This is a genomic window from Paraburkholderia sp. JPY419, assembly GCF_050435705.1.
GTDB lineage: Bacteria > Pseudomonadota > Gammaproteobacteria > Burkholderiales > Burkholderiaceae > Paraburkholderia > Paraburkholderia youngii.
In genome coordinates this window covers 14,671-34,655 of sequence record NZ_JBNDKV010000001.1, presented here as the reverse complement: position 1 = coordinate 34,655, position 19,985 = coordinate 14,671, and the positions used below count along the sequence as shown (strand labels likewise).

Here is a 19,985-nt window from a genome sequence, read left to right as displayed (position 1 = left end):
GTCCACGCCGTCGGACATGAACGCTGATTCTTCGAGCGCCCTAAGGCTTGACCGCGGAGGCCAGAACGCAGCTCATCGGAAGCCGCAGGTCCCCGTTATCGCTGCGATACGCCTCTGCGTCGCGTGCGACGGCCCGTTCGATAGACGCCAGCGCGGCCGGCGTTTGCGCGTGTAGCAACGCGGAAAACCGCACGCCGCCGCGCAGGAGTGCATGAAAAGGTGTATTGGGAGCATGAAGCACGAGCGTGAGGTCCAACTGCCGCATCTCGGGTTGGACGAACCCGGCATCGAGCAACATGTGCTTCGATTCCTGCCAATCGCTGAACCGGAAGAGGGCTGGTCCCGGCGGCAGGGGCACATCGGTCGTCCCGTGCTGCTCGATTGCCTTCAACACCATGTCGAAGGCCACCGCCTTGTTCGGTGTCGCCCATTCCGTGAAGGCAATTCTGCCATCGGGTCGCAGTACACGAAGCGCCTCCGCGAGTGCGCGCTCGGGGTGCGCGAAGTGCAACATTCCGAAGCTGATCCCCACAGCGGAGAAGCTTTCGTCGGGAAATGGCAAATCCTCCGCGTCGCCGACGCGGAACTCGAGTGCCGGAAAGACGCGTCTCGCCTTGTCGACCATCGCAACCGAGAAATCCACGCCAGCGACATCCGCGCCGCACAGTGCGGCGGCCGCCGCGAGGTAGCCGGGGCCGCATGCGACGTCGAGAAAACGCGCACTCCGACCAATGCAGAGGGTCTCGAGAATTGCCTGGTTAGACTGCGCGGTCAAATCACCGAAATACTCATGATAGGCCTGCGCGACCCGCTCCCAACCTTCATGTTCGAAGGTGCTGAAGTCGAGTTGTCCCATGCTTACCCCCACCGGTTTTACACGTGTGCAACTTGTAGCGCACGACTATGTTCCTCGGAATCCGTAGGTCTGGCTATCGGGGAAACAATTCAGGCGGTCGACACGGCAAACAAACGGATGTGTGGTGCGGCGCACAACTAGCGTCGTCTAAAGCCGCCAGACTCGCGCGCGCGTCGGCGCTTCTGGCATTTCAGCGCCCGGGTCGCGAACCGCCTCACTTGCGCTAGACTGGCTCGAGCAACCGCAAGGAGACCCAGGATGATACGCAAGACGCTTAATGCCTCGCAGCTTCAGCAGGAGGTCAATCGGAGAATTCATCGACTGCCGGAAATCGTCGATGATGGCGTGAAGATTCGCGTGCCGCGGCCGCAGCTGCAAGAGGCTGACAAGACTGGCTGCAACTGGAACATGACCCACTTCGGCAATGCGATTGGCTTCGAGCGCGACATCGAGGGTGTACTGAAGGCCATGCGTGCGGAATACAACCTCAGTACCGAAGTCAAGGACACCGGCAATCCGTTCGGTGACTAGCCGCGACACACACCGATTCCTTGTTCGTTATTGAACGCGTGCGCATGTTGGGAATGGCAACGCACACCCGCAACGCGTCGTTACAACCAGCGCGGGTCGCGCGTAAACGCGACGGTCAACCAGCGGTCCGGGCCCGACTCACCGATCGCGCGCGAGATTCTGTCGCGGATATGATCGAGCTGGCGCACGCCGGCGTGCTCCATCGCCTCGGGCAACACGATATGCACCTCGACGAACAGGCCTCGGCCGACGCGTGTCGCGTAGTGCGAGTGCTTGACGAAGCCATAGTCGGCGGTCAGTTGTTGCATCAGGTCGCGCAACTCGTGCTCCAGATCCGGCGGCGTGATCAGCAACACTTCCTTGACCGCGCCGATCACGGTTCCGATCGGCATCGGGATCAGCACGAGAGTTAGCAGGGCCAGCACGCCGGGGTCGATGTACGGCGTCAGGTGGCCTTGCCCAATGCGTTCGAGCAGCCATGCAATCGAAAACGCCAGCAGCAGCGCCGAGCTGATGCACGCCGACATCAACCAGCTCTTGATGTCGAGGCCGAGCAGTTCGGAGTCGATCACGCGATTCACGCGCCGTTCGCGCCAGAACATGAAGAAGCAAAACGCCGCGACCACCACGGCGTAGAAGACCCCCCAGCCGAATTCGAGTTCGCGGCCGCCGTCGAGCAGGCCTTTGACCGCGTTGATGAAAGCGTAAAAGCACAGCACCGCCAGCAGACTGCCGTTGAACACGAGCACGAGCGGCTCGATGTGCCAGAAGCCGTGCTGGAAGCGTCGACTGCTCTCCTGTTGAAGCAGGCGGGTGACGAGCAACGACAGGCTGCACATCGCGGCGTCGAGCGCGGAGAACATGCCGTCGAAGATGATCGCCAGCGAGCCGCTCAGAATCCCGACCACGATGCCGAGTCCGGCGATCATCACGGTGCAAAGCAGCGACTGCTTGAGGATGCGTTGTTCGAGGTCCGTTGCTTTCATGATCCGAGTGACCGCCCGTGGCTGAAAGACGTTCAGAGGTGAGGGGAGTATATCGGGCGCGTATGCCCGGAATGTCGCGGCCACGCGCGAGCGCGCCGCAACGGCTTGCCCGCGCGCCCCCCCGCCCGCGGCACATCCGCGCGTCTACCCGGGCTTGTCCTGGGGTGCCTCCGCGCGCATCCAATTCACCTCATCCGCATGCCGCCAAGCCTTGCCCACGCTCGCCGCCGCGCTATCCCTCGCGATTATTTGCGATTCACGAATACCGCATTCGCCGCTTGTCCCGTACCTGAGCCGCCGCACTTGGGCCAATCTTGGCCGCGTCGCTGCCGCATCGACGAAGCGCGGCACGACACCCGTTGCTGAATTCGACGAACCCGGCGGCGCGCCGCGGCGCCAGCGAATGCCGTGCGCGCGCCAGGCGGCCGGACTACGGAGACATGGAGACACAGATGAAATCGAACGACTGGGACGTGGCCTACGAATGGAAGGCCGTCGTGCTGCTGGCCCTCGGCTTCGGCCTCGTGGGACTCGACCGCTGGCTGATCGCGCCGCTCTTTCCGGCCATCATGAAGGACCTGCATCTGACCGCGCAGGACGTCGGCAACTGCATCGGCATCCTCGGCTTGTCTTGGGGCATTTTCGCGGCGCTGATGGGCGGCATCTCCGACAAAATCGGGCGCCGCAAGGTGCTGATCCCGGCGATTCTGGCGTTTTCGCTGCTGTCCGGTTTCTCCGGACTTGCCGGCGGCCTGATGAGCCTCCTCGCGGTGCGCGCATTGATGGGCGTCGCCGAAGGCTCGTTCTGCCCGACCAGCTTCGCCGCGACCGCCGATGCGTCGCATCCGAAGCGCCGCGGTTTCAATCTCGGCCTGCAGCAAAGCGGCTTCGCGCTGTTCGGCCTCGCGCTGTCGCCGATCATCGCGACGCAGCTGCTCAGCGTGGTCACGTGGCGCTGGGTGTTCGCGCTGGTGTCGGTGCCCGGGCTGATTCTCGGCGTGCTGATGTTCTTCGTGATTCGCGAACCGAAAGCCGCGCCGCAAGCTACGCCAAAGCGGCCCGCTTGCCCGGCCGAACGCGGCAATTGGCGCGACGTGCTGAAGAGCCGCAACATCCCGATCGCGATGGCCGCGCTGTTCTGCGCGATGACCGGCGTGTTCGTGCTCGGCGCGATGCTGCCGCTGTACCTGACCGAGTATCTGTCGCTCGACACGCAGCGCATGGGCGTCGTCGTCTCGGCGATCGGCTTTGGCGGCTTTATCGGACAGTTCGGTTTGCCGGGGCTGTCGGATCTGACCGGGCGGCGCGTGGCAAGCATCGTCGGCTTCGCCGGCACCGCCGTGATGCTGTACCTGTTCCGCGGACTCGGTGCGCAGCCGGTGCAGCTGTTCGCGGTGCTGTTCGTCGCGTCGTTCTTCACGCTCGGACTCGTGTCGCTGCTGTCCGGTCCGGTTGCGACCGAAGCTGCGCCGATCGGCATGATCTCGACGTCGATCGGCATCGTCGTCGGCGCGGGCGAGATATTTGGCGGCGGCATCGCGCCGGCATTGGCGGGCTTCGTCGCGACGCACTTCGGCATTCAGAACATCCTGTGGCTGCCGATCTGCGCGGTGCTGCTAGGTATCGGCGTGAGCCTGCTGCTCGAGGAAACCGCGCCGGCCCGAGTGCGTCGTCAGCGGCTTGCGCCGTCGCTCGACCTGCCGGCCAGCGAGCAACCGGAATGATGCGCTGCAACCGGTCGGCGCAGCGCTCGACAACTAGGCCGTTGTCGCCGACGGGGCGGCGCGTTCACGCGCCCCAGCCCGGATACACTGACAGGCTGGACGAGTGGACAAGGACCCAGCATGGATCGTTTTCTGAGCATCGAGGCCTTCGTACGCGTGGCCGAGACGAGCAGCTTCGCCGAAGCGGCGCGGCAGTTGGGCGTGACGAGTTCGGTGATCACGACGCGCATCCAGCAGCTGGAGAAGTTCGTCAACGCGCCGCTCTTTCATCGCAGCACCCGGGTCGTACGCCTGTCCGAAGTGGGCGAGGCGTTCTATCGCGAATGCGCAGAGGTGGTCGGGCGTGTCAACGAACTGACCGACCAAATGCGCGAGTTGCGCGCGACACCGACCGGCCGCTTGCGCATCCAGATGCTGCCGGGTTTCGCGCTCGGCCACTTCGGCGCGCCGCTTGCGGAATTCAACCGACGCTATCCCGGCATCCAGCTCGATGTGATCGTCAACGACCGGGTGGTCGATCCGATCGAAGAGGGCTTCGACGTCGCTTTCCAGATCTTTCCGCCGATCGCCGAATCGCTGATCGAGCGACGGCTGTTCAAAGTGCGGCGTCTGTTCTGCGCTACGCCCGCGTATGTGAAGGAGCATGGCGCGCCGCAGCATCCGCGCGAGTTGCTGCAACACACCACCGCGCTTTATTCGGGCTACCCGTCGCGCAATCGCTGGACCATGACGCACGGTGACGAGGTAGTCGAGATGGAGCTGCCGGGCATGATCCGTTCGAACTCGGTGCATCTGCTGCGCGACTATGCGCTGACTGGCGGCGGCGTCGTCTGTCTGCCGACGCTGGTCGCGAGCGCCGCGCTGCTCGATGGTTCGCTGGTGCCGATTCTGACCGGCTACACGCTGTCGCCGCTGAACTTCGCGGCCGTGTATCCGGCGACCCAACGACAGGCGCTCAAGGTGAAAGCGCTGGTCGAGTTTCTGGCCGAGTACCTGGGTCCCGAGCCCGCGTGGGACCGGCCGCTGATCGAGCGTGGCTGGGTGACGTAAGGCTATTCACGCGGCGATTATTTGCAAAGTCCGAATGCTGTAATCGCCCGATCGCCGGTTGTTGCCATCCTGTTGCGCTTCTAAAGTTGAATCAAACGAACTTTTTCAACAACCGCAACTTCGTTGCATGGGATCGGAGTAGGCGCTAAAGCGCCAACTCCGATCGACAGGAGACAGCAATGACCGAGTCGTCATTCCACACCGTCTTTGGCTCGCTCGACGGCTACCGCAAAGGCGAAATCGAAATCACGAGCGGCGAAGCGCGCCACTACGTGTTTTCCAATATCTTCGAGGTCGCTGCCGGGTCGGCGCCCTACGAGAAGGTGGTGGTCGGCAAGAACCTCGACTACGTGATCGAGGCGCTGCGCACCGAAGGCCAATCGCAATGGTTCGCCTGCGCGCACGACGAGTTCGCGATCCTGATGGACGGCGAAGTACGCATCGATTTCATCAAGCTCGACAACCCGCCGAAGAGCGGCACGGGCACCGTCGCAGCGGGCGCGCAACCCGCCGGCCGCGCGATGGGTTACGTGGTGCTGCGTCGCGGTCATCAGGCATTGCTGCCGGCCGGCTGCGCATATCGCTTCACCGCGCAGAAACACGGCGTCGCGCTCGTGCAAACGATGCTCGGCGAACTGTCGGTGGAGAAGTGGGCCGACATCTGCCTGCACTGATACGCAGAACATGCACCCACCCCGCAACTACGTTGCATGGGACCAGAGTAAGCGCTAAAGCGCCAACTCTGGTCGACATAGGAGACAAAACATGGCATCCCTCGAAACCCTCGATCACCCGGCCGGCTTCGCCGCCGACACCGTGCGCGCCAGCGAACCCGACGCGGTCACCGGCTATCGCCGCTTTACGCTCGGCGCGTTCGAATTCCTGCGCGACGAGTACTTCGTCAAGATCAACTGGCCCGCGAAAGGCCAGACCCGCACCCACGCGGTGCCCGCCGATGCGTTCCTGCGCGCGATGATGCGCGACGTCGCATGGGGCTTCTTCTACGGCTGGGTTAATTTCGACCAGGTGTTCGGCACGCGCAATCACTACGGCAAGGTCGACGTGTATGCGGGTTCGTTCAACGGCATCATGAAGGACGCGGGCGTCGATTACATGGAGACCTTCGAGACGCCGACGATCATGGCGACCTTCAAGGCGATCCTGCACGACTGGACCAACGAAGGCTTCGACCCGTTCGCGGCACCCGAGGAAACCGGCACCGCGTTCGGCCGCAAGCATGGCGACAACGATGCCGCGATCGAGCGCACGCGCATCGCGACGCGTCGCATGCCGGGCCTCGAAGGCGACTCGCCGCTGCGCGACGATCTGCCGGTGAACCGCGCGTTCGCCGACGTCACGCAGGACGATCCGGAGGTGCATGTCGAGCCCGGCTTCGAGGGCCAGCTGCACGCGTTCAACCTGTTCAAGTATCTATCGCGCTCGGACGTTACCTGGAATCCGTCGGTCACGTCGGTGTTCGGCCAGAGCCTGTTCTGCCCGACCACCGAGGAATACATCCTGCCGGTGTTTCACGGTAACGATCGCGTCGAGTGGTTCCTGCAACTGTCCGATGAAATCGTCTGGGACATCGGCGACAAGAACACCGGCGCGCCGCGCGCGCGGATCACGATGCGTGCGGGCGACATCTGCGCGATGCCGGCCGACATCCGCCATCAGGGTTATTCGACCAAGCGCTCGATGCTGCTCGTGTGGGAGAACGCGACGCCGAATTTGCCGAAGCGTTACGAAAGCGGCGAACTGAAGCCGTACCCCGTCGATTTCTGAACGCTCGATTCAAGAGCCCCGCGCCCGCATTCACCGAGGACCATTCATGCAAACCCAACTGTTCATCGACGGCCGCTTCACGGACGCCGTCGAAGGCGGCACGATCGACGTGCTCAATCCGCACGACGGCTCGCTGATCACACAGATCGCCGCGGCCACCGCCGCCGATGTCGATCTGGCCGTCGACGCCGCCGCGCGCGCGTTCCCGAAATGGGCCGCGCTGGCCGCCGCCGAACGCGGTCGGCTGCTGCTTAAGCTCGCCGACGCGATCGAGGCCAAGGCGGAAGAACTCGCGCAACTCGAATCGCTCGACACCGGCCACCCGATCCGCGATTCGCGCTCCCTCGACGTGCCGCGCACGGCGGCATGCTTTCGCTACTTCGGCGGCATGGCCGACAAGCTGCAAGGCTCGGTGATTCCGGTCGAAGCTGGCTTTCTGAACTACGTGCAGCGCGCGCCGATCGGCGTGGTCGGACAGATCGTGCCGTGGAATTTCCCGCTGATGTTCACGAGCTGGAAGATGGGTCCGGCGCTCGCGGCCGGCAACACGGTCGTGCTGAAGCCGTCGGAGATCACGCCGCTGTCCACGCTGCGCATCGTCGAGCTGATGGCCGAGGTCGGTTTTCCCGAGGGCGTCGTCAACATCGTCGCGGGTTATGGTCACACTGCGGGGCAGCGGCTCGCCGAGCATCCGGGTGTCGGCAAGATCGCGTTCACCGGATCGACCGCGACCGGGCGGCGCATCGTCGAGGCCTCGCAGGGCAACCTGAAGCGTGTGCAGCTCGAACTCGGCGGCAAGGGCGCGAACATCGTGTTCGACGACGCGAACCTCGACGCCGCGATCAACGGCGCCGCGTGGGCGATCTTCCACAACCAGGGCCAGGCGTGCATCGCGGGCTCGCGGCTGATCCTGCACGAGCGCATCGCGGATCAGTTCCTCGAACGCTTCGTGTCGCTGGCGTCGTCGATCCGGCTCGGCGATCCGCTCGATGCCGACACCGAGATGGGGCCGCTCACGTCGAAGCAGCATCAGGAACGGGTGCTGGCGTTCGTCGACATCGCGCGTCAGCAGGGCGGTCGCGTACTGACCGGTGGCAGCGCGCCGAGCGATGCGTCACTTGCGAACGGCTACTACGTGCGCCCGACCGTCGTCGAGGCTGCGAGTCCGAACGACCGCGTCGCGCAGGACGAAGTGTTCGGCCCGTTCGTCACGGTGCTGCGTTTTCGTACCGACGACGAAGCGCTCGCGATCGCCAACGGCACCGACTACGGACTCGGCAGCGGGCTGTGGACGCGCGATCTGTCGCGCGCGCATTCGATGGCCGCGAGAATCCATGCGGGCATGTGCTGGGTCAACTGCTACAAGCGCGTCAATCCGGGCAGCCCGTTCGGCGGCGTCGGACAGTCGGGCTATGGCCGCGAGATGGGCTTCGAGGCGATGCACGACTACACGGAAGCGCGCTCGGTGTGGGTCAACGTCGACGGCAATGTGCCGCCGCACTTCAAGCGCTGAGGGTCGCATGGAGCGCTTCGTCTATCAGGGCACGCCGTCGCGTGTGGTGTTCGAATGGGGCGGGCTCACGACGCTGCCCGCGGAGGTCGAGCGGCTAGGAGCCAGGCGCGCGCTGATCCTGGCGACACCCGAGCAGCACGCGCTGGCCGAGCGGGTCGCGGAGGTGCTCGGCAAGCGCGCGGCGGGTGTGCATGCGCAAGCCGTGATGCACGTGCCGATCGAAGTCGCTCGCGCGGCGCGCGATGCGGCCGCCGCGCTCGATGCCGACTGCTGCGTCGCGGTGGGCGGTGGTTCGACGGTCGGCCTCGGCAAGGCGATCGCGCTCGAATCGTCGCTGCCGATCATCGCCGTGCCCACCACCTATGCGGGCTCCGAGATGACGCCGATCTACGGGCTCACCGAAGGGCGTCTGAAGCGCACGGGCCGCGATATGCGCGTGCTGCCGCGCACGGTGATCTACGATCCGTCGCTGACGTTGTCGTTGCCGGCGGGCATTTCGGCCGCGTCGGGCATCAACGCGATGGCGCACGCGGTCGAAGCGCTGTATGCCGAGGACGCGAATCCGGTGATCAGCCTGATGGCAGAGGAAGCGATCCGCGCGCTCGGCGAAGCGCTGCCCGCGATCGTGCGCGCACCGGACGATGCCCCCGCGCGCAGCAGCGCGCTGTACGGCGCGTGGCTCGCGGGCACCTGTCTGGGCGCGGTCGGCATGGCCCTGCATCACAAGCTTTGTCATACGCTGGGTGGCACGTTCAACCTGCCACATGCGCAAACCCATGCGGCGATGCTGCCGCATACGGCACACTACAACCACGGCGCCGCGCGCGATGCGCTCGCGCGCGTCGCGCGCGCGCTCGGCGGCAAGCGCGAGGCCGACGCGGGTCCGCTGCTGTTCGAACTGAATCGCGCGCTCGGCGTTCCGCTGGCGCTCGCGCAGATCGGCATGCCCGAGCAGGGACTCGACGAAGCGGCCGATCTCGCGTGCAAGAATCCGTATGCGAACCCGCGTCCCGTGGAACGCGATGCGATCCGCGCGCTGCTGCAACGGGCGTGGCAGGGTGCCGAACCCGTCTGAGCGCCGGGCAACGCGGCGCCGCCAGATCAATCGATGGAGGAAGACATGTCGACAGACAGCAAAGAGGCCGAGCAGGCCCTGACCGAGCAGGTGGTAGCAAGCTTCGCCGGCACACCCGACGATCGGCTGCGCACGCTGATGCAAAGCCTCGTGCGGCACATGCATGCGTTCGTGCGCGAAGTCGAGCCGACCGAGGCCGAATGGATGTCGGCTATTCGCTTTCTGACCGACACCGGCAAGATGTGCGACGACCTCGTGCGCCAGGAATTCATCCTGCTGTCGGATACGCTCGGCGTATCGATGCTGGTCGACGCGATCAACCATCGTCTGGCGACGGGCGCCACCGACACTACTGTATTTGGCCCGTTCTACATTCGCGGCATGCCCGAGCGCGCGTATGGCGAGAACATCGCGTTCACGCCCGGCACACCCGCGCTCGTGCATGGGCGCGTGCTGTCGACGGACGGCGAGCCGCTTGCGAACGCGGTGCTCGACGTCTGGCAGACCGCCGGGAACGGCATGTACTCGGGGCAGGACACCGAGCAGCCGCACGGCAATCTGCGTGGACGTTTTCGTACCGACGCCGAAGGCCGCTACGCGATTTCGACGATCGTCCCGGTCAGCTATCCGATTCCGACCGACGGCCCGGTCGGCCGCATGCTCGAAGCGACCGGACGGCATCCGTGGCGACCCGCGCATCTGCACTTCATGATCGACGCGCCGGGGCATCGGACGCTCGTCACGCATTTGTTCGATCGCGAAGACCCGTATCTGGGTTCGGACGCGGTGTTCGGCGTGAAGCCGTCGCTGATGGTCGATTATCGCGAGTGCCCCGCGGATCACGAACTCGCGCGCCGCTTCGGTTTCGATGGACCGTTCCGCGAAGCGCGCTACGACTTCATCCTCGATCGGAGCTGATGGCGATGGCACGTTTTTTCGCGGTATTCGCGACCGACAAGCCCGGCATGCGCGAAGTGCGCGAACGGGTGCGTCCGGTGCATCGCACGTGGCTGCGCGGCGGTACGCATCGCGGCGTGCTCGTGCGCCTTGGTGGTCCGACGCTCGCGCCGCAATGCGATGCGATGAATGGCACGTTGCTGGTCGTCGAAGCGGAGCGTATCGACGACGTGATGGAGTTCGTCAGCAACGATCCGTACATGCAGGCGGGACTGTTCGATTGCGTCGAGATTCGCCCGTGGGACTGGAGCCTCGGCAATCCTGAACGGAGAGTCTGAGCGATGAACGAAACGCCGCTATGTCCGCTCGCCGACGTGCCCGATGGCGGCGCGCGGGTCGTCGATGCAACGGCTTCCGGCGTGCCTGTCGTGGTGGTGCGGCGGGGCGAGCAGGTGTGGGCTTACGCGAACCGCTGTCCGCATTTTTCTGTGCCGCTCGATTTCGAACCCGGCGACGTGCTGTGCTATCGCTCGCAGGTGTTGATGTGCGCGCATCACAGCGCGTTGTTTCGCTTCGAAGATGGACGCTGCATCGAGGGGCCGTGCGCGGGGGCGAGCCTCGATGCGGTGAAGATTGTGGTCGATGGGGACGCGTGGGTGGTGTTGAATCCGTAGTCGGCGCGACTTTTCTCGATAACATCGCGCCGTCACGACAACGACCAGGGATCGACCTTGCCACCCTCGATCACGAAGGGCTTCTCATCGACGCTAGGCGCGAAAAGGCGCCAGTCCTCGTCATCTTCGATTCCGTCTGGAATCACCACAAGGCGATACCCTCGCGAGAACAAAACGACGATGCCGCCCGCGTCGTCTGCCGATGCGTCCGCGCACTTGAAAGGCTCTTGCGTTACGAGTATTTCGTGCAAGCGCCTGGCCGTGTCGTGCGCTTTTTCATCAGAGCCGCGCAGATCGTCCCGTGTTGCTACGGTTAATCCATCTCGCTTGATCTGCCAGGCACATTGCACGTGGAGCGCCCACGCTCCATCCTCGTGCTCTTCGCCCCCGAGCGTATACCGCCTTTGGGGACCAAACTGCATGGTGAGCATGTCTCCCGCATGACTGACCCAACTCACCTCGAGCCCAACAAGCACGGCAAGCCGCTTCGTAATTTCTGCCTTAATATCAGTCATCACCATCTCCGAACATTTCCCGCCCGCGCTCTAGCATCTCGTGATAGCCGAAGCCCTGTCTACTGGTTTCTCGATGAAGTCGCTGGGCCTGATCTTTATTCAGACCCAACGCTCTTACAACGGCCTTGAACTGCCTGTTTTGCGCCTGATTGTTGCGCGGCGTACCTTCGCTACCCGCGACCTGCACACCGTCACCATCCGGCATATCGGGCTGATAGTCGAACGGCTGTGCATTGCCGAGGTTCTGCGGCACGCGCGGTCCGTTGCCATAGAGCGACCTTGGCATGTCCGCGCGGTCCGGTTGCTGCGCGCGCGCGGAGTCCGATTGTGAGGCCTTTTCCCGCTGCTCTCGTATCGCCTGCACGCACTTTCGCATCTCGTCCCGCTCAGGGACAAAGATCAGACTACCGCCCTTCACCTCGTTATACAGGGCTTTGGCAACCTCATCGTCTTTCATCCTGTACATATGAAAGCGGTTGTGACTCCGGCCGAGCATATCGCGCAACTCGTACGACTGGTGCGACAGCAGCATGGATGGGCTATATCGCAGCCACGCTGCGCGCGCTTCCTCCATGCCCTGCACGATGTCATCGTGCGACTCGCGGGGCACGCTCGCCGGCAATGCAAAATGGAACCACCGGTCAACGTCAAACAACCAGTTAGATTCGATGTGAAGGTTGAACGATCTGTAAAGACTGATCGAGAAGAAATGTCCGTGCCGCCTTTCACGGAGCTCATGGAAAGAACCGAGGGAAAGTGAAGTCATCGTGCCTGACAGCCAATGAAGGAGGCCCGATTGTGCAACAAGAAGCCATCCTAAAAAACCCCGGATAAAGTCTCGCGGGAGGGGCGCTGCGCCTGGACAGGCTTTTCACCAAGCCTCGGTCACCCGCCCTTTGCGGACAACAAGTTACGTCGGTGCGCCCCTGACCATCAGTCATACCAACGTGTTGTCGCGCGCTGGCTGTGACGCGGTAACAGGCGCTTCCGATATCGGTAACTCCTTTTCGAGTATGCGGGTGTTCGTTAGCGCGCACCAGTCTCCGCATGCGAATTGGCAACTTGTGGAGGAAAGGGGCGAGTGTTTCGGGCGTCACCGCAAAGCTGGCGACCCGTTGAAGCCCCGGCGTGTTACACAGCTTCCCGCATCCAGAAGACGGACACTTGCGAACGAATCTGGCACCAATCCGCCATTTATCGTCAGGACCGACCATTCCCCCACGCAGCCCGAGTCTCGACAGCAGCCCTCCAGTGATATTCGGGAATTAGCCGGAGCGGCACGGCTTTCTGAGCCTGCCTTTGTACGTGCGGCCGAATACGCTGCTCGCGATCGGGACCGAGAACCAGCGGCCCGATTACGACTATGCGTTGCGCAGCGAACTGCACCTGTTCGAGCTGGATTCCGGCAAATCGGCGAGCGTGACGTTCGCGAAATGAATGCGGGCGAAATCGCCATTTCGATGATCAGCGTCCTCGAGGTAGCGGAATACGTCGAGGATGGCCGGCTCAAACTGTGTGTCGATACACGGCGCTGGTTGTCGACCTTGGCGTCGGTCGAGGGCCTGCGCGTTGTGCCGGTCGATATGGCGATCGCCGTCCAGGCCGCGGCGCTGCCCACCACGCTCACGTCGCACCAGCGGTTGATCGCATCCACGGCGATGGCGCTTGGCGGCACCCTGATCACGCCCGACGCGCGATTGCGCGAGTTCTCCTACGCGGGGGCAATCTGGTGAGTGGCACAGTCGTTCCGCGGATGATTCGGGCTAAGGCACGAGACTGAACCACGCGCCATACCCTGCCGCCGCTACTTCAACCGCCCCGCCAGAAACTGCTGCAACCGCTCGCTACGCGGATTCGTCAGCACCTGATGCGGATGCCCTTGCTCCTCGATCTTGCCCTTGTGCAGGAACACGACATGATTCGACACGTTGCGCGCAAAGCCCATTTCGTGCGTGACGACGATCATCGTGCGGCCTTCTTCGGCGAGCGCCTGCATCACCCGCAGCACTTCGCCGACGAGCTCGGGATCGAGCGCCGAAGTCGGTTCGTCGAACAGCATCACTTCCGGCTCCATCGCGAGCGCGCGAGCAATCGCGACGCGCTGCTGCTGACCGCCCGACAGATGCGACGGATATTTTTTCTCCGTGCTGGCCGGCAAACCGACCTTGGTCAGATACTTGCGAGCGCGTTCCTCGGCTTCGGCGCGGCTCAATCCCAGCACGCTGATCGGCGCCTCGATGATGTTCTCGAGCACCGTCATATGCGCCCACAAGTTGAAATGCTGGAACACCATCGACAAACGCGTGCGCATCGTTTGCAACTGCTTCGGATGGGTCACGCGTAGCGAGCCGTTGCGATCCCTGCTCGTGTTGATCTCCTCGCCGTTCAGCGTGATGCGCCCGGAGCACGGCGATTCGAGAAAGTTGATGCACCGCAGGAAGGTGCTTTTCCCGGAGCCGCTCGACCCGATGAGGCTAATCACGTCGCCCGCCTTCGCCTTCAGCGAGACGCCCTTCAATACCTCGTTGTCGCCGAACTTCTTGTGCAGGTCGTCGACTGTCAGCTTGTACATGCTCGTATGCTCCATCATGGCGCGAATGCGCTTTAGTGCCCTTGCGGTTTGAGATAAGCCAGCAAACGGACTTCCATCTTGCGGAAGCCCCAGATCAGCGCGAACACGATCGCCGCATACAGGATCGCCGCGATGCTGTACGCCTGGAACGTCGCGTAGGTCGCGGAGTTGACGTCGCGCGCCACTTTCAGAATGTCGGGGACGGTCGCCGTGAACGCGAGCGTGGTCGCGTGCAGCATCAGAATCACCTCGTTGCTGTACGAGGGCAGGGCCCGGCGCAGCGCCGACGGCAGGATGATGCGCGTATACAGCTTGAACTTCGACATGCCGTAAGCCTGGGCCGCCTCGATCTCACCGTGCGAGGTCTCGCGGATCGCGCCCGCGAAGATCTCGGTGGCGTACGCGCATTCATTCAGCGCGAACGCGAGCAGCGTGCAGTTCATCGCATTGCGAAAGAAGCTGTCGAGCATCGCGTGCGAATGGACGAAATGCAGACTGTAGAGCCCCGTGTAGATCAGCAGCAGTTGAACGTACAACGGCGTGCCGCGAAACACGTAGGTGAAAAGCCAGACGGGCCCGGAGATGTAACGGTTGCGCGACGCGCGGGCGATCGCGAGCGGCACGGCCAGCACGAAACCGAGCACGATCGACGCAACCAGCAACCACAGCGTGATGACGAGGCCGGTGTAGTTGAAGCCATCCGTGAAAATGTAGTTCTGCCAGTATTGACGGATCAGTTCGATCACAGCGCGGCCCTCCGTACGCCGATCGAGTAGCGCTTCTCGAGGCGGATCAATACCAGATTCGAAATGGTGGTGATGGCGAGGTAGATGGCTCCGGTCGCCAGCGTGAAGAAGAAGAACGACTGGGTGCTCTTGCCGGCGTCCTGCGATGCCTTCACGACGTCCGCGAGACCGATGATCGACACGAGCGCGGTGGCCTTCACGAGCACCTGCCAGTTGTTGCCGATGCCGGGCAGCGCGAAGCGCATCATCTGCGGGAACAGAATGCGGGTGAACACGCGCCGCGCGCTCATGCCGTACGCGAAGCCCGCTTCGATCTGCCCGCGCGGCACCGACAGAAACGCGCCGCGGAAGGTTTCGGTGAAGTACGCGCCGTAAATGAAGCCCAGCGTGATCACGCCGGCGAGAAACGGATCGATGTCGATCTGCTCCATGCTGAACATGTCGGTCAGCTCATTGAGCCAGATCTGGATGCTGTAGAACAGCAAAAGCATCAGCACGAGGTCGGGCACGGCGCGGATCAGCGTCGTGTACATCGTGCCGATGCGCGAAAGCACGCGGTTGGTCGACAGCTTCGCGGCGGCGCCGAGAAGTCCCAGCGCGAACGACGCCGCGAGCGACAGCACCGCGAGCTTGATGGTTACCCACGTGCCCGCGAGGAGCAGCGGACCGAAGCCTTGAAACAGCATGGGAGTGTCCTTGTTGAGGGTGCGACCCGCGCGCATGCGCGCGGGGCCTGGCGATCGGGTGGAGCGGGCCCGTGGTGTTGCGCGCGGGCTTAGCCGCCGTACACGTCGAAGTCGAAGTACTTCTGCTCGATCTTCTTGTACGTGCCGTCCTTGATCATGTCGGCGATCGCCTTGTCGACCTTGATCTTCAGGTCTTCGTCTTCCTTGCGCATGCCGATGCCCGCGCCGTTGCCGAGGATCTTCGGATCGTCGATGTTCTGGCCGACGAAGGCGAAGCCCGCGCCGCGCGGCGTCTTCAGGAAGCCCTGGTCAGCCTGCACCGCGTCTTGCAACGCTGCGTCCAGACGGCCCGACTGCAGGTCGGTGTAGACCGCGTCCTGGTTCTGGTACGGCACGACCTTTACGCCCTTCGCCTCCCAATAGGTCTTCGCGTAGGTTTCCTGGATCGTGCCCTGTTCGACGCCCACCGTCTTGCCCTTCAGCGAGTCGGCGGTCGGCCCGATACCCGAGCCATTCTTCGCGACGAGTCGTGTCGGCGTATTGAACAGCTTCGACGAGAAAGCGATCTGTTCAGCACGTTTCGGCGTCATCGACATCGACGACAGCACGCCGTCGAACTTCTTCGCCTTCAGTGCCGGAATCATGCTGTCGAAGTCCTGCTCGACCCACACGCACTTCGCATTCAGACGACGGCAGATTTCGGTGCCGAGATCGACGTCGAAGCCGACCAGCTTGCCATCGGTCGCTTTCGATTCGAACGGCGCATAGCTCGCATCCACGCCGAAGCGGACTGTGGACCAATCTTTGGCGAAAGCGCCGGTGGCAGCGAGCGCGAGGGCGAGGGACAAGGCAAGTTTCTTCATCAAAGTCTCCGGGAGGGATGCAACGAGTGCGATGTTGTATAGACAAATTATCCCGTACGGCCGATGAGCGGCAATCAGGGTTAGTGCTTACGCGCACCCAGGAGGGGAGACGGAGAATAGGAGTAAAAAGCTTTGCAGACAAGCTTTTCAGGCTGATTGACAGGCCGCGGGCTCAGCCGGAATTTTCGCGTATACCCGCGGTCTATACCGTGGCGACGAGCTTGTCCATACAACTTCGTTACGGCGACACCCGCAGGGACGTCTAGCCGCGAACCGCGCGATCCGCGCTACTGGTGCGAAGGCGGTAGATAGGTCATGTGCTGTTCGTTGTACAGCGCGTAGATCAGTTCCTGCATGCGCTGGATGTCGGCCGATTCGTCGAGCATGCGCATGCTCATGATGATCGGCGACACGAGGTTCTCATCGTCGAGGTCCTTATAGGCGATGTCGCCGCGCTGCAAGCCGTACACGCTCGCCGGCACGATCGAGATGCCTTCGCCCGCGGCGACGAGGCCGAGCGCAATCTGCAACTCGCGCGTCTCGTAGAGCCGCTGCGGCTTCAGCCCGCGATCGTGAAACGCGGCCAGCACCTGGTCCGCGTAACTGGGCCGAGGCGCCTTCGGAAAGATGATCAGCGTTTCGCTGGTCAGGTCGTGCATTGACAGCACCGGCTTCGCGTCGATCAGCGGATGGCCGAGCGGCAGCGCGACGATCATCCGTTCTTCGCGCAGCACGACGCGCCGGATGCTCGGGTCTTCGTGACGAATGCGGCCGAAGCCGACGTCGATGCGGCCTTCCTTGAGCGCCTTGATCTGATCCATCGTCGACATCTCGTGCAGGCTCAGCTCGACCGTGCTGTTCTCGGTGCGAAAGCGCCGGATGATTTTCGGCAGCATGCCGTACAGCGTCGAGCCGACGAAGCCCACCGACAAACTCCGCTCGATCTTGCCGACGCGCCGCGTCATCGCCTCGATTTCCGTCGTTTGCGCGAGCAGCTGCACCGCGTGCGAATAGAAAAAGCGGCCCGCCTCGGTCAGCTTCAGCGGCCGCGAGTTGCGCTCGAACAGCTGCACGCCGAGCGTGTCTTCGAGCTGCTGGATCTGCCGGCTCAGCGGCGGCTGCGCAATATGCAGACGTTTGGCGGCCTTGGTGAAGTTGCATTCCTCGGCAACGGCGACGAAGTAGCGGAGGTGGCGCAATTCCATAAATACCTTCTAAGTATCGTCGCGATACTAAATCAGTGTTGGACGATGCAAATGGCGGGCAACTATCCTTCAGTTACCGTAGACGCCCCGCAAAATTATACCTCCCGAGCATTGACAACTCGGCCCGGTCTGAAGCGTCGGTCGGCCCCACGGAGACGGCGCAGGCAAATCCTCGCGCATGGGATCCAAGACTTAGAAAGAGTTCAGGAGCAGCAATGAAACACGCTGAAATCGAAACCCTGCCGAAAGGGTTGTCCACCGATATCCCGCCTCTCGTGCCGAAGGTCGAGCCCTTGCGCGCCGCGACCTGACGCAGCCCCCGGAGGCGCACCGCCTCCACTCCCCGACGTGAAAGACGAATGGGCCAGCCGGCCTCGCGGCAGGCAGGCCGCTCCCTACACACGTGCTTCGCACTCATACCGACAGTCCGTACCAGGAGACACGCATGATTCCGATCTACCCGGATCACACTCCACAATTGAAGAACATCGACGACTTTCTCGTCGAAGACCGCGAGCGCGGCGATTACCGCCTGCATCGCAGCGCGTTTACCGACGAGCGTCTGTTCGAACTCGAAATGCAGCACATTTTCGAGGGCAACTGGATTTATCTCGCGCACGAAAGCCAGATTCCGAACAACAACGACTATTTCACGACCTACATGGGCCGGCAGCCGGTCGTGATCGCGCGCAACCGTCAGGGCGAGCTGAACGCGTTCATCAATTCGTGCACGCACCGCGGCGCGATGCTGTGCCGTCACAAGCGCGGCAACAAGGCGACCTATACGTGCCCGTTTCACGGCTGGACCTTCAACAACAGCGGCAAGCTGCTGAAGGTCAAAGACCCGTCGGAAGCGGGCTATCCCGACTGCTTCAACAAGGAAGGCTCGCACGATCTGAAGAAGCTCGCGCGCTTCGGCAACTATCGCGGCTTCCTGTTCGGCAGCCTGAGCGATGACGTGCCGCCGCTCGAGACGTTCCTCGGCGAGGCGGCGCTCATCATCGACATGATCGTCGACCAGTCGGAAGACGGACTCGAAGTGCTACGCGGCTCGTCGACCTACACGTATGAAGGCAACTGGAAGCTGACCGCGGAAAACGGCGCGGACGGTTATCACGTGTCGGCCGTGCACTGGAACTACGCGGCGACGACCAATCATCGCAAGGAAGAAAACGCGCGCGAAGACAAGATCCGCGCGATGGATGCGGGCAGCTGGGGCCGCCAGGGCGGCGGCTTCTACGCGTTCGAGCACGGCCACATGCTGCTGTGGACGCGCTGGGCGAATCCCGAAGACCGTCCGAACTTCAGCCGCCGCGAGGAATTCGCCGCGCGCTGCGGCGCCGAGCGCGCTGACTGGATGATCCAGAACTCGCGCAACCTGTGCCTCTACCCGAACGTGTATCTGATGGACCAGTTCGGCTCCCAGATTCGCGTGCTGCGGCCGCTGTCGGTCAACAAGACCGAGGTGACGATCTACTGCATCGCGCCGAAGGGCGAGTCCGACGAAGCGCGCTCGCGCCGCATCCGTCAATACGAGGACTTCTTCAACGTGAGCGGCATGGCCACGCCCGATGACCTCGAGGAATTCCGCGCCTGCCAGTTGGGCTATGCGGCCCGCGCGGTCGAATGGAACGACATGTGCCGCGGTTCGAAGCACTGGATCGAAGGCGCCGACGAAGCCGCGCAAAAGATCGGCCTGAACCCCGTGATGAGCGGCGTGAAAACCGAAGACGAAGGCCTCTACACGGTGCAGCACCGCTACTGGATCGACACGATGAAAAAGGCGCTGAACGCGCCGGGGAGCCGCGCATGAGCAACATCGCCATCACCGATATTCAGGCTTTCCTGTTCCGCGAAAGCCGCCTGCTCGACGACGAGCAATGGGACGAATGGCTCGCCTGCTATCACCCGGACGCGTCGTTCTGGATGCCGTCGTGGGACGACGAGGACAAGCTCGTCACCGATCCGCAGCGCGAGATTTCGCTGATCTATTACCCGAACCGCCAGGGCCTCGAAGACCGCGTGTTTCGCATCAAGACCGAGCGCTCCAGCGCGACGATGCCCGATACGCGCACGAGCCACAACGTCGCGAACGTCGAAGTGGAGAGCGCGGAGAGCGGCGTGTACACGGTGCGCTTCAACTGGCACACGCTGAGCCATCGCTACAAGACGAACTACAGCTACTTCGGCATGTCGCGCTACGTGATCGACTTCAACGGCGCCGAGCCGCAAATCCTGAGCAAGTACGTCGTGCTGAAGAACGACTACATCAATCAGGTCATCGACATCTACCACATCTAGCCGGTG

The 19,985-nt window shown here is 63.1% G+C and carries 23 protein-coding genes; 14 read left to right on the top strand and 9 right to left on the bottom strand.

Features of this window, described 5'->3' with window-relative positions:
• Nucleotides 1-40: 40 nt before the first annotated feature.
• Nucleotides 41-856, bottom strand: coding sequence for a class I SAM-dependent methyltransferase (locus QFZ91_RS00175; RefSeq protein WP_429565803.1), 816 nt, complete (start codon nt 854-856; stop codon nt 41-43).
• A gap of 258 nt (nt 857-1,114) precedes the next feature.
• Between QFZ91_RS00175 and QFZ91_RS00170 the strand changes: the two genes are divergently transcribed.
• On the top strand, nt 1,115-1,387 hold the full coding sequence (locus tag QFZ91_RS00170; RefSeq protein WP_176121464.1) for a hypothetical protein: 273 nt from the start codon (nt 1,115-1,117) through the stop codon (nt 1,385-1,387).
• An 80-nt stretch (nt 1,388-1,467) separates the two neighbouring features.
• Here the strand turns inward: QFZ91_RS00170 and QFZ91_RS00165 are convergent, their stop codons facing one another.
• Nucleotides 1,468-2,373, bottom strand: coding sequence for a cation diffusion facilitator family transporter (locus QFZ91_RS00165; RefSeq protein ID WP_429565802.1), 906 nt, complete (start codon nt 2,371-2,373; stop codon nt 1,468-1,470).
• A gap of 452 nt (nt 2,374-2,825) precedes the next feature.
• Between QFZ91_RS00165 and QFZ91_RS00160 the strand changes: the two genes are divergently transcribed.
• The 9 genes from QFZ91_RS00160 (at nt 2,826) to QFZ91_RS00120 (ending at nt 11,091) form a co-directional block, all read left to right on the top strand.
• Complete coding sequence (locus tag QFZ91_RS00160; RefSeq protein ID WP_176378482.1) at nt 2,826-4,097, top strand: MFS transporter; 1,272 nt, start codon at nt 2,826-2,828, stop codon at nt 4,095-4,097.
• A 120-nt stretch (nt 4,098-4,217) separates the two neighbouring features.
• Nucleotides 4,218-5,147: a LysR family transcriptional regulator gene (locus QFZ91_RS00155; protein ID WP_176121461.1), complete on the top strand. Its 930-nt coding sequence runs from the start codon at nt 4,218-4,220 to the stop codon at nt 5,145-5,147.
• A 179-nt stretch (nt 5,148-5,326) separates the two neighbouring features.
• Nucleotides 5,327-5,821, top strand: a complete 495-nt coding sequence (locus tag QFZ91_RS00150; protein WP_429565801.1) for a hydroxyquinol 1,2-dioxygenase — start codon at nt 5,327-5,329, stop codon at nt 5,819-5,821.
• A 91-nt stretch (nt 5,822-5,912) separates the two neighbouring features.
• Nucleotides 5,913-6,932, top strand: a complete 1,020-nt coding sequence (locus tag QFZ91_RS00145) for a hydroxyquinol 1,2-dioxygenase (RefSeq protein WP_429565800.1) — start codon at nt 5,913-5,915, stop codon at nt 6,930-6,932.
• Nucleotides 6,933-6,978: 46 nt separating this feature from the next.
• The gene (locus tag QFZ91_RS00140; protein WP_429565799.1) at nt 6,979-8,445 is read left to right on the top strand and encodes an aldehyde dehydrogenase family protein; all 1,467 of its coding nucleotides are present in this window, start codon (nt 6,979-6,981) and stop codon (nt 8,443-8,445) included.
• Between the two features lie 7 nt (nt 8,446-8,452).
• Entirely contained in the window at nt 8,453-9,520 is a 1,068-nt protein-coding gene (locus QFZ91_RS00135; RefSeq protein ID WP_429565798.1) for a maleylacetate reductase, read from the top strand.
• Between the two features lie 45 nt (nt 9,521-9,565).
• Nucleotides 9,566-10,438 carry an intradiol ring-cleavage dioxygenase gene (locus QFZ91_RS00130; protein WP_429565797.1) on the top strand — a complete coding sequence of 291 codons (873 nt, stop codon included), beginning with the start codon at nt 9,566-9,568 and terminating at the stop codon, nt 10,436-10,438.
• Nucleotides 10,439-10,443: 5 nt separating this feature from the next.
• Nucleotides 10,444-10,755, top strand: a complete 312-nt coding sequence (locus tag QFZ91_RS00125; protein WP_176111488.1) for a YciI family protein — start codon at nt 10,444-10,446, stop codon at nt 10,753-10,755.
• 3 nt (nt 10,756-10,758) lie between these two features.
• Nucleotides 10,759-11,091, top strand: coding sequence for a Rieske (2Fe-2S) protein (locus QFZ91_RS00120; protein ID WP_429565796.1), 333 nt, complete (start codon nt 10,759-10,761; stop codon nt 11,089-11,091).
• Between the two features lie 32 nt (nt 11,092-11,123).
• On the opposite strand, the gene QFZ91_RS00115 is transcribed toward QFZ91_RS00120, so the two are convergent.
• Together QFZ91_RS00115 and QFZ91_RS00110 are read right to left on the bottom strand one after the other, a co-directional pair.
• Nucleotides 11,124-11,606 (bottom strand): hypothetical protein, encoded by a 483-nt coding sequence (locus QFZ91_RS00115; RefSeq protein ID WP_429565795.1) that lies wholly within the window; start codon nt 11,604-11,606, stop codon nt 11,124-11,126.
• Nucleotides 11,599-12,372 (bottom strand): hypothetical protein, encoded by a 774-nt coding sequence (locus QFZ91_RS00110; protein ID WP_429565794.1) that lies wholly within the window; start codon nt 12,370-12,372, stop codon nt 11,599-11,601. The genes QFZ91_RS00115 and QFZ91_RS00110 overlap by 8 nt, the downstream gene beginning before the upstream one ends.
• A gap of 533 nt (nt 12,373-12,905) precedes the next feature.
• Here QFZ91_RS00110 and QFZ91_RS00105 point away from each other — a divergent pair.
• A complete protein-coding gene (locus QFZ91_RS00105; protein WP_429565793.1) occupies nt 12,906-13,043 on the top strand; it encodes a hypothetical protein in 138 nt (45 codons plus the stop codon).
• On the top strand, nt 13,040-13,339 hold the full coding sequence (locus QFZ91_RS00100) for a PIN domain-containing protein (RefSeq protein WP_429565792.1): 300 nt from the start codon (nt 13,040-13,042) through the stop codon (nt 13,337-13,339). The genes QFZ91_RS00105 and QFZ91_RS00100 overlap by 4 nt, the downstream gene beginning before the upstream one ends.
• A gap of 71 nt (nt 13,340-13,410) precedes the next feature.
• Here the strand turns inward: QFZ91_RS00100 and QFZ91_RS00095 are convergent, their stop codons facing one another.
• The 5 genes from QFZ91_RS00095 to QFZ91_RS00075 form a co-directional block, all read right to left on the bottom strand.
• Nucleotides 13,411-14,178 carry an ABC transporter ATP-binding protein gene (locus tag QFZ91_RS00095; protein WP_368591354.1) on the bottom strand — a complete coding sequence of 256 codons (768 nt, stop codon included), beginning with the start codon at nt 14,176-14,178 and terminating at the stop codon, nt 13,411-13,413.
• A 32-nt stretch (nt 14,179-14,210) separates the two neighbouring features.
• Nucleotides 14,211-14,924: an ABC transporter permease gene (locus tag QFZ91_RS00090; protein WP_429565791.1), complete on the bottom strand. Its 714-nt coding sequence runs from the start codon at nt 14,922-14,924 to the stop codon at nt 14,211-14,213.
• On the bottom strand, nt 14,921-15,610 hold the full coding sequence (locus QFZ91_RS00085) for an ABC transporter permease (RefSeq protein ID WP_018434772.1): 690 nt from the start codon (nt 15,608-15,610) through the stop codon (nt 14,921-14,923). The genes QFZ91_RS00090 and QFZ91_RS00085 overlap by 4 nt, the downstream gene beginning before the upstream one ends.
• An 89-nt stretch (nt 15,611-15,699) precedes the next feature.
• A complete protein-coding gene (locus QFZ91_RS00080; RefSeq protein WP_429565790.1) occupies nt 15,700-16,473 on the bottom strand; it encodes an ABC transporter substrate-binding protein in 774 nt (257 codons plus the stop codon).
• A 287-nt stretch (nt 16,474-16,760) separates the two neighbouring features.
• On the bottom strand, nt 16,761-17,678 hold the full coding sequence (locus tag QFZ91_RS00075; RefSeq protein ID WP_176111474.1) for a LysR family transcriptional regulator: 918 nt from the start codon (nt 17,676-17,678) through the stop codon (nt 16,761-16,763).
• 445 nt (nt 17,679-18,123) lie between these two features.
• Here QFZ91_RS00075 and benA point away from each other — a divergent pair, with 445 nt between their 5' ends.
• Together benA and benB are read left to right on the top strand one after the other, a co-directional pair.
• A complete protein-coding gene (gene benA, locus QFZ91_RS00070; RefSeq protein ID WP_429565789.1) occupies nt 18,124-19,491 on the top strand; it encodes a benzoate 1,2-dioxygenase large subunit in 1,368 nt (455 codons plus the stop codon).
• On the top strand, nt 19,488-19,979 hold the full coding sequence (benB, locus tag QFZ91_RS00065; protein ID WP_176111472.1) for a benzoate 1,2-dioxygenase small subunit: 492 nt from the start codon (nt 19,488-19,490) through the stop codon (nt 19,977-19,979). The genes benA and benB overlap by 4 nt, the downstream gene beginning before the upstream one ends.
• Nucleotides 19,980-19,985 lie beyond the last annotated feature (6 nt).

What these genes read in the sequence shown, in the direction of transcription:
- QFZ91_RS00175 (WP_429565803.1), bottom strand. Translation starts at nt 856, where the DNA reads ATGGGACAACTCGACTTCAGCACCTTCGAACATGAAGGTTGGGAGCGG.
- QFZ91_RS00170 (WP_176121464.1), top strand. Translation starts at nt 1,115, where the DNA reads ATGATACGCAAGACGCTTAATGCCTCGCAGCTTCAGCAGGAGGTCAAT.
- QFZ91_RS00165 (WP_429565802.1), bottom strand. Translation starts at nt 2,373, where the DNA reads ATGAAAGCAACGGACCTCGAACAACGCATCCTCAAGCAGTCGCTGCTT.
- QFZ91_RS00160 (WP_176378482.1), top strand. Translation starts at nt 2,826, where the DNA reads ATGAAATCGAACGACTGGGACGTGGCCTACGAATGGAAGGCCGTCGTG.
- QFZ91_RS00155 (WP_176121461.1), top strand. Translation starts at nt 4,218, where the DNA reads ATGGATCGTTTTCTGAGCATCGAGGCCTTCGTACGCGTGGCCGAGACG.
- QFZ91_RS00150 (WP_429565801.1), top strand. Translation starts at nt 5,327, where the DNA reads ATGACCGAGTCGTCATTCCACACCGTCTTTGGCTCGCTCGACGGCTAC.
- QFZ91_RS00145 (WP_429565800.1), top strand. Translation starts at nt 5,913, where the DNA reads ATGGCATCCCTCGAAACCCTCGATCACCCGGCCGGCTTCGCCGCCGAC.
- QFZ91_RS00140 (WP_429565799.1), top strand. Translation starts at nt 6,979, where the DNA reads ATGCAAACCCAACTGTTCATCGACGGCCGCTTCACGGACGCCGTCGAA.
- QFZ91_RS00135 (WP_429565798.1), top strand. Translation starts at nt 8,453, where the DNA reads ATGGAGCGCTTCGTCTATCAGGGCACGCCGTCGCGTGTGGTGTTCGAA.
- QFZ91_RS00130 (WP_429565797.1), top strand. Translation starts at nt 9,566, where the DNA reads ATGTCGACAGACAGCAAAGAGGCCGAGCAGGCCCTGACCGAGCAGGTG.
- QFZ91_RS00125 (WP_176111488.1), top strand. Translation starts at nt 10,444, where the DNA reads ATGGCACGTTTTTTCGCGGTATTCGCGACCGACAAGCCCGGCATGCGC.
- QFZ91_RS00120 (WP_429565796.1), top strand. Translation starts at nt 10,759, where the DNA reads ATGAACGAAACGCCGCTATGTCCGCTCGCCGACGTGCCCGATGGCGGC.
- QFZ91_RS00115 (WP_429565795.1), bottom strand. Translation starts at nt 11,606, where the DNA reads ATGACTGATATTAAGGCAGAAATTACGAAGCGGCTTGCCGTGCTTGTT.
- QFZ91_RS00110 (WP_429565794.1), bottom strand. Translation starts at nt 12,372, where the DNA reads ATGACTTCACTTTCCCTCGGTTCTTTCCATGAGCTCCGTGAAAGGCGG.
- QFZ91_RS00100 (WP_429565792.1), top strand. Translation starts at nt 13,040, where the DNA reads ATGAATGCGGGCGAAATCGCCATTTCGATGATCAGCGTCCTCGAGGTA.
- QFZ91_RS00095 (WP_368591354.1), bottom strand. Translation starts at nt 14,178, where the DNA reads ATGTACAAGCTGACAGTCGACGACCTGCACAAGAAGTTCGGCGACAAC.
- QFZ91_RS00085 (WP_018434772.1), bottom strand. Translation starts at nt 15,610, where the DNA reads ATGCTGTTTCAAGGCTTCGGTCCGCTGCTCCTCGCGGGCACGTGGGTA.
- QFZ91_RS00080 (WP_429565790.1), bottom strand. Translation starts at nt 16,473, where the DNA reads ATGAAGAAACTTGCCTTGTCCCTCGCCCTCGCGCTCGCTGCCACCGGC.
- QFZ91_RS00075 (WP_176111474.1), bottom strand. Translation starts at nt 17,678, where the DNA reads ATGGAATTGCGCCACCTCCGCTACTTCGTCGCCGTTGCCGAGGAATGC.
- benA (WP_429565789.1), top strand. Translation starts at nt 18,124, where the DNA reads ATGATTCCGATCTACCCGGATCACACTCCACAATTGAAGAACATCGAC.
- benB (WP_176111472.1), top strand. Translation starts at nt 19,488, where the DNA reads ATGAGCAACATCGCCATCACCGATATTCAGGCTTTCCTGTTCCGCGAA.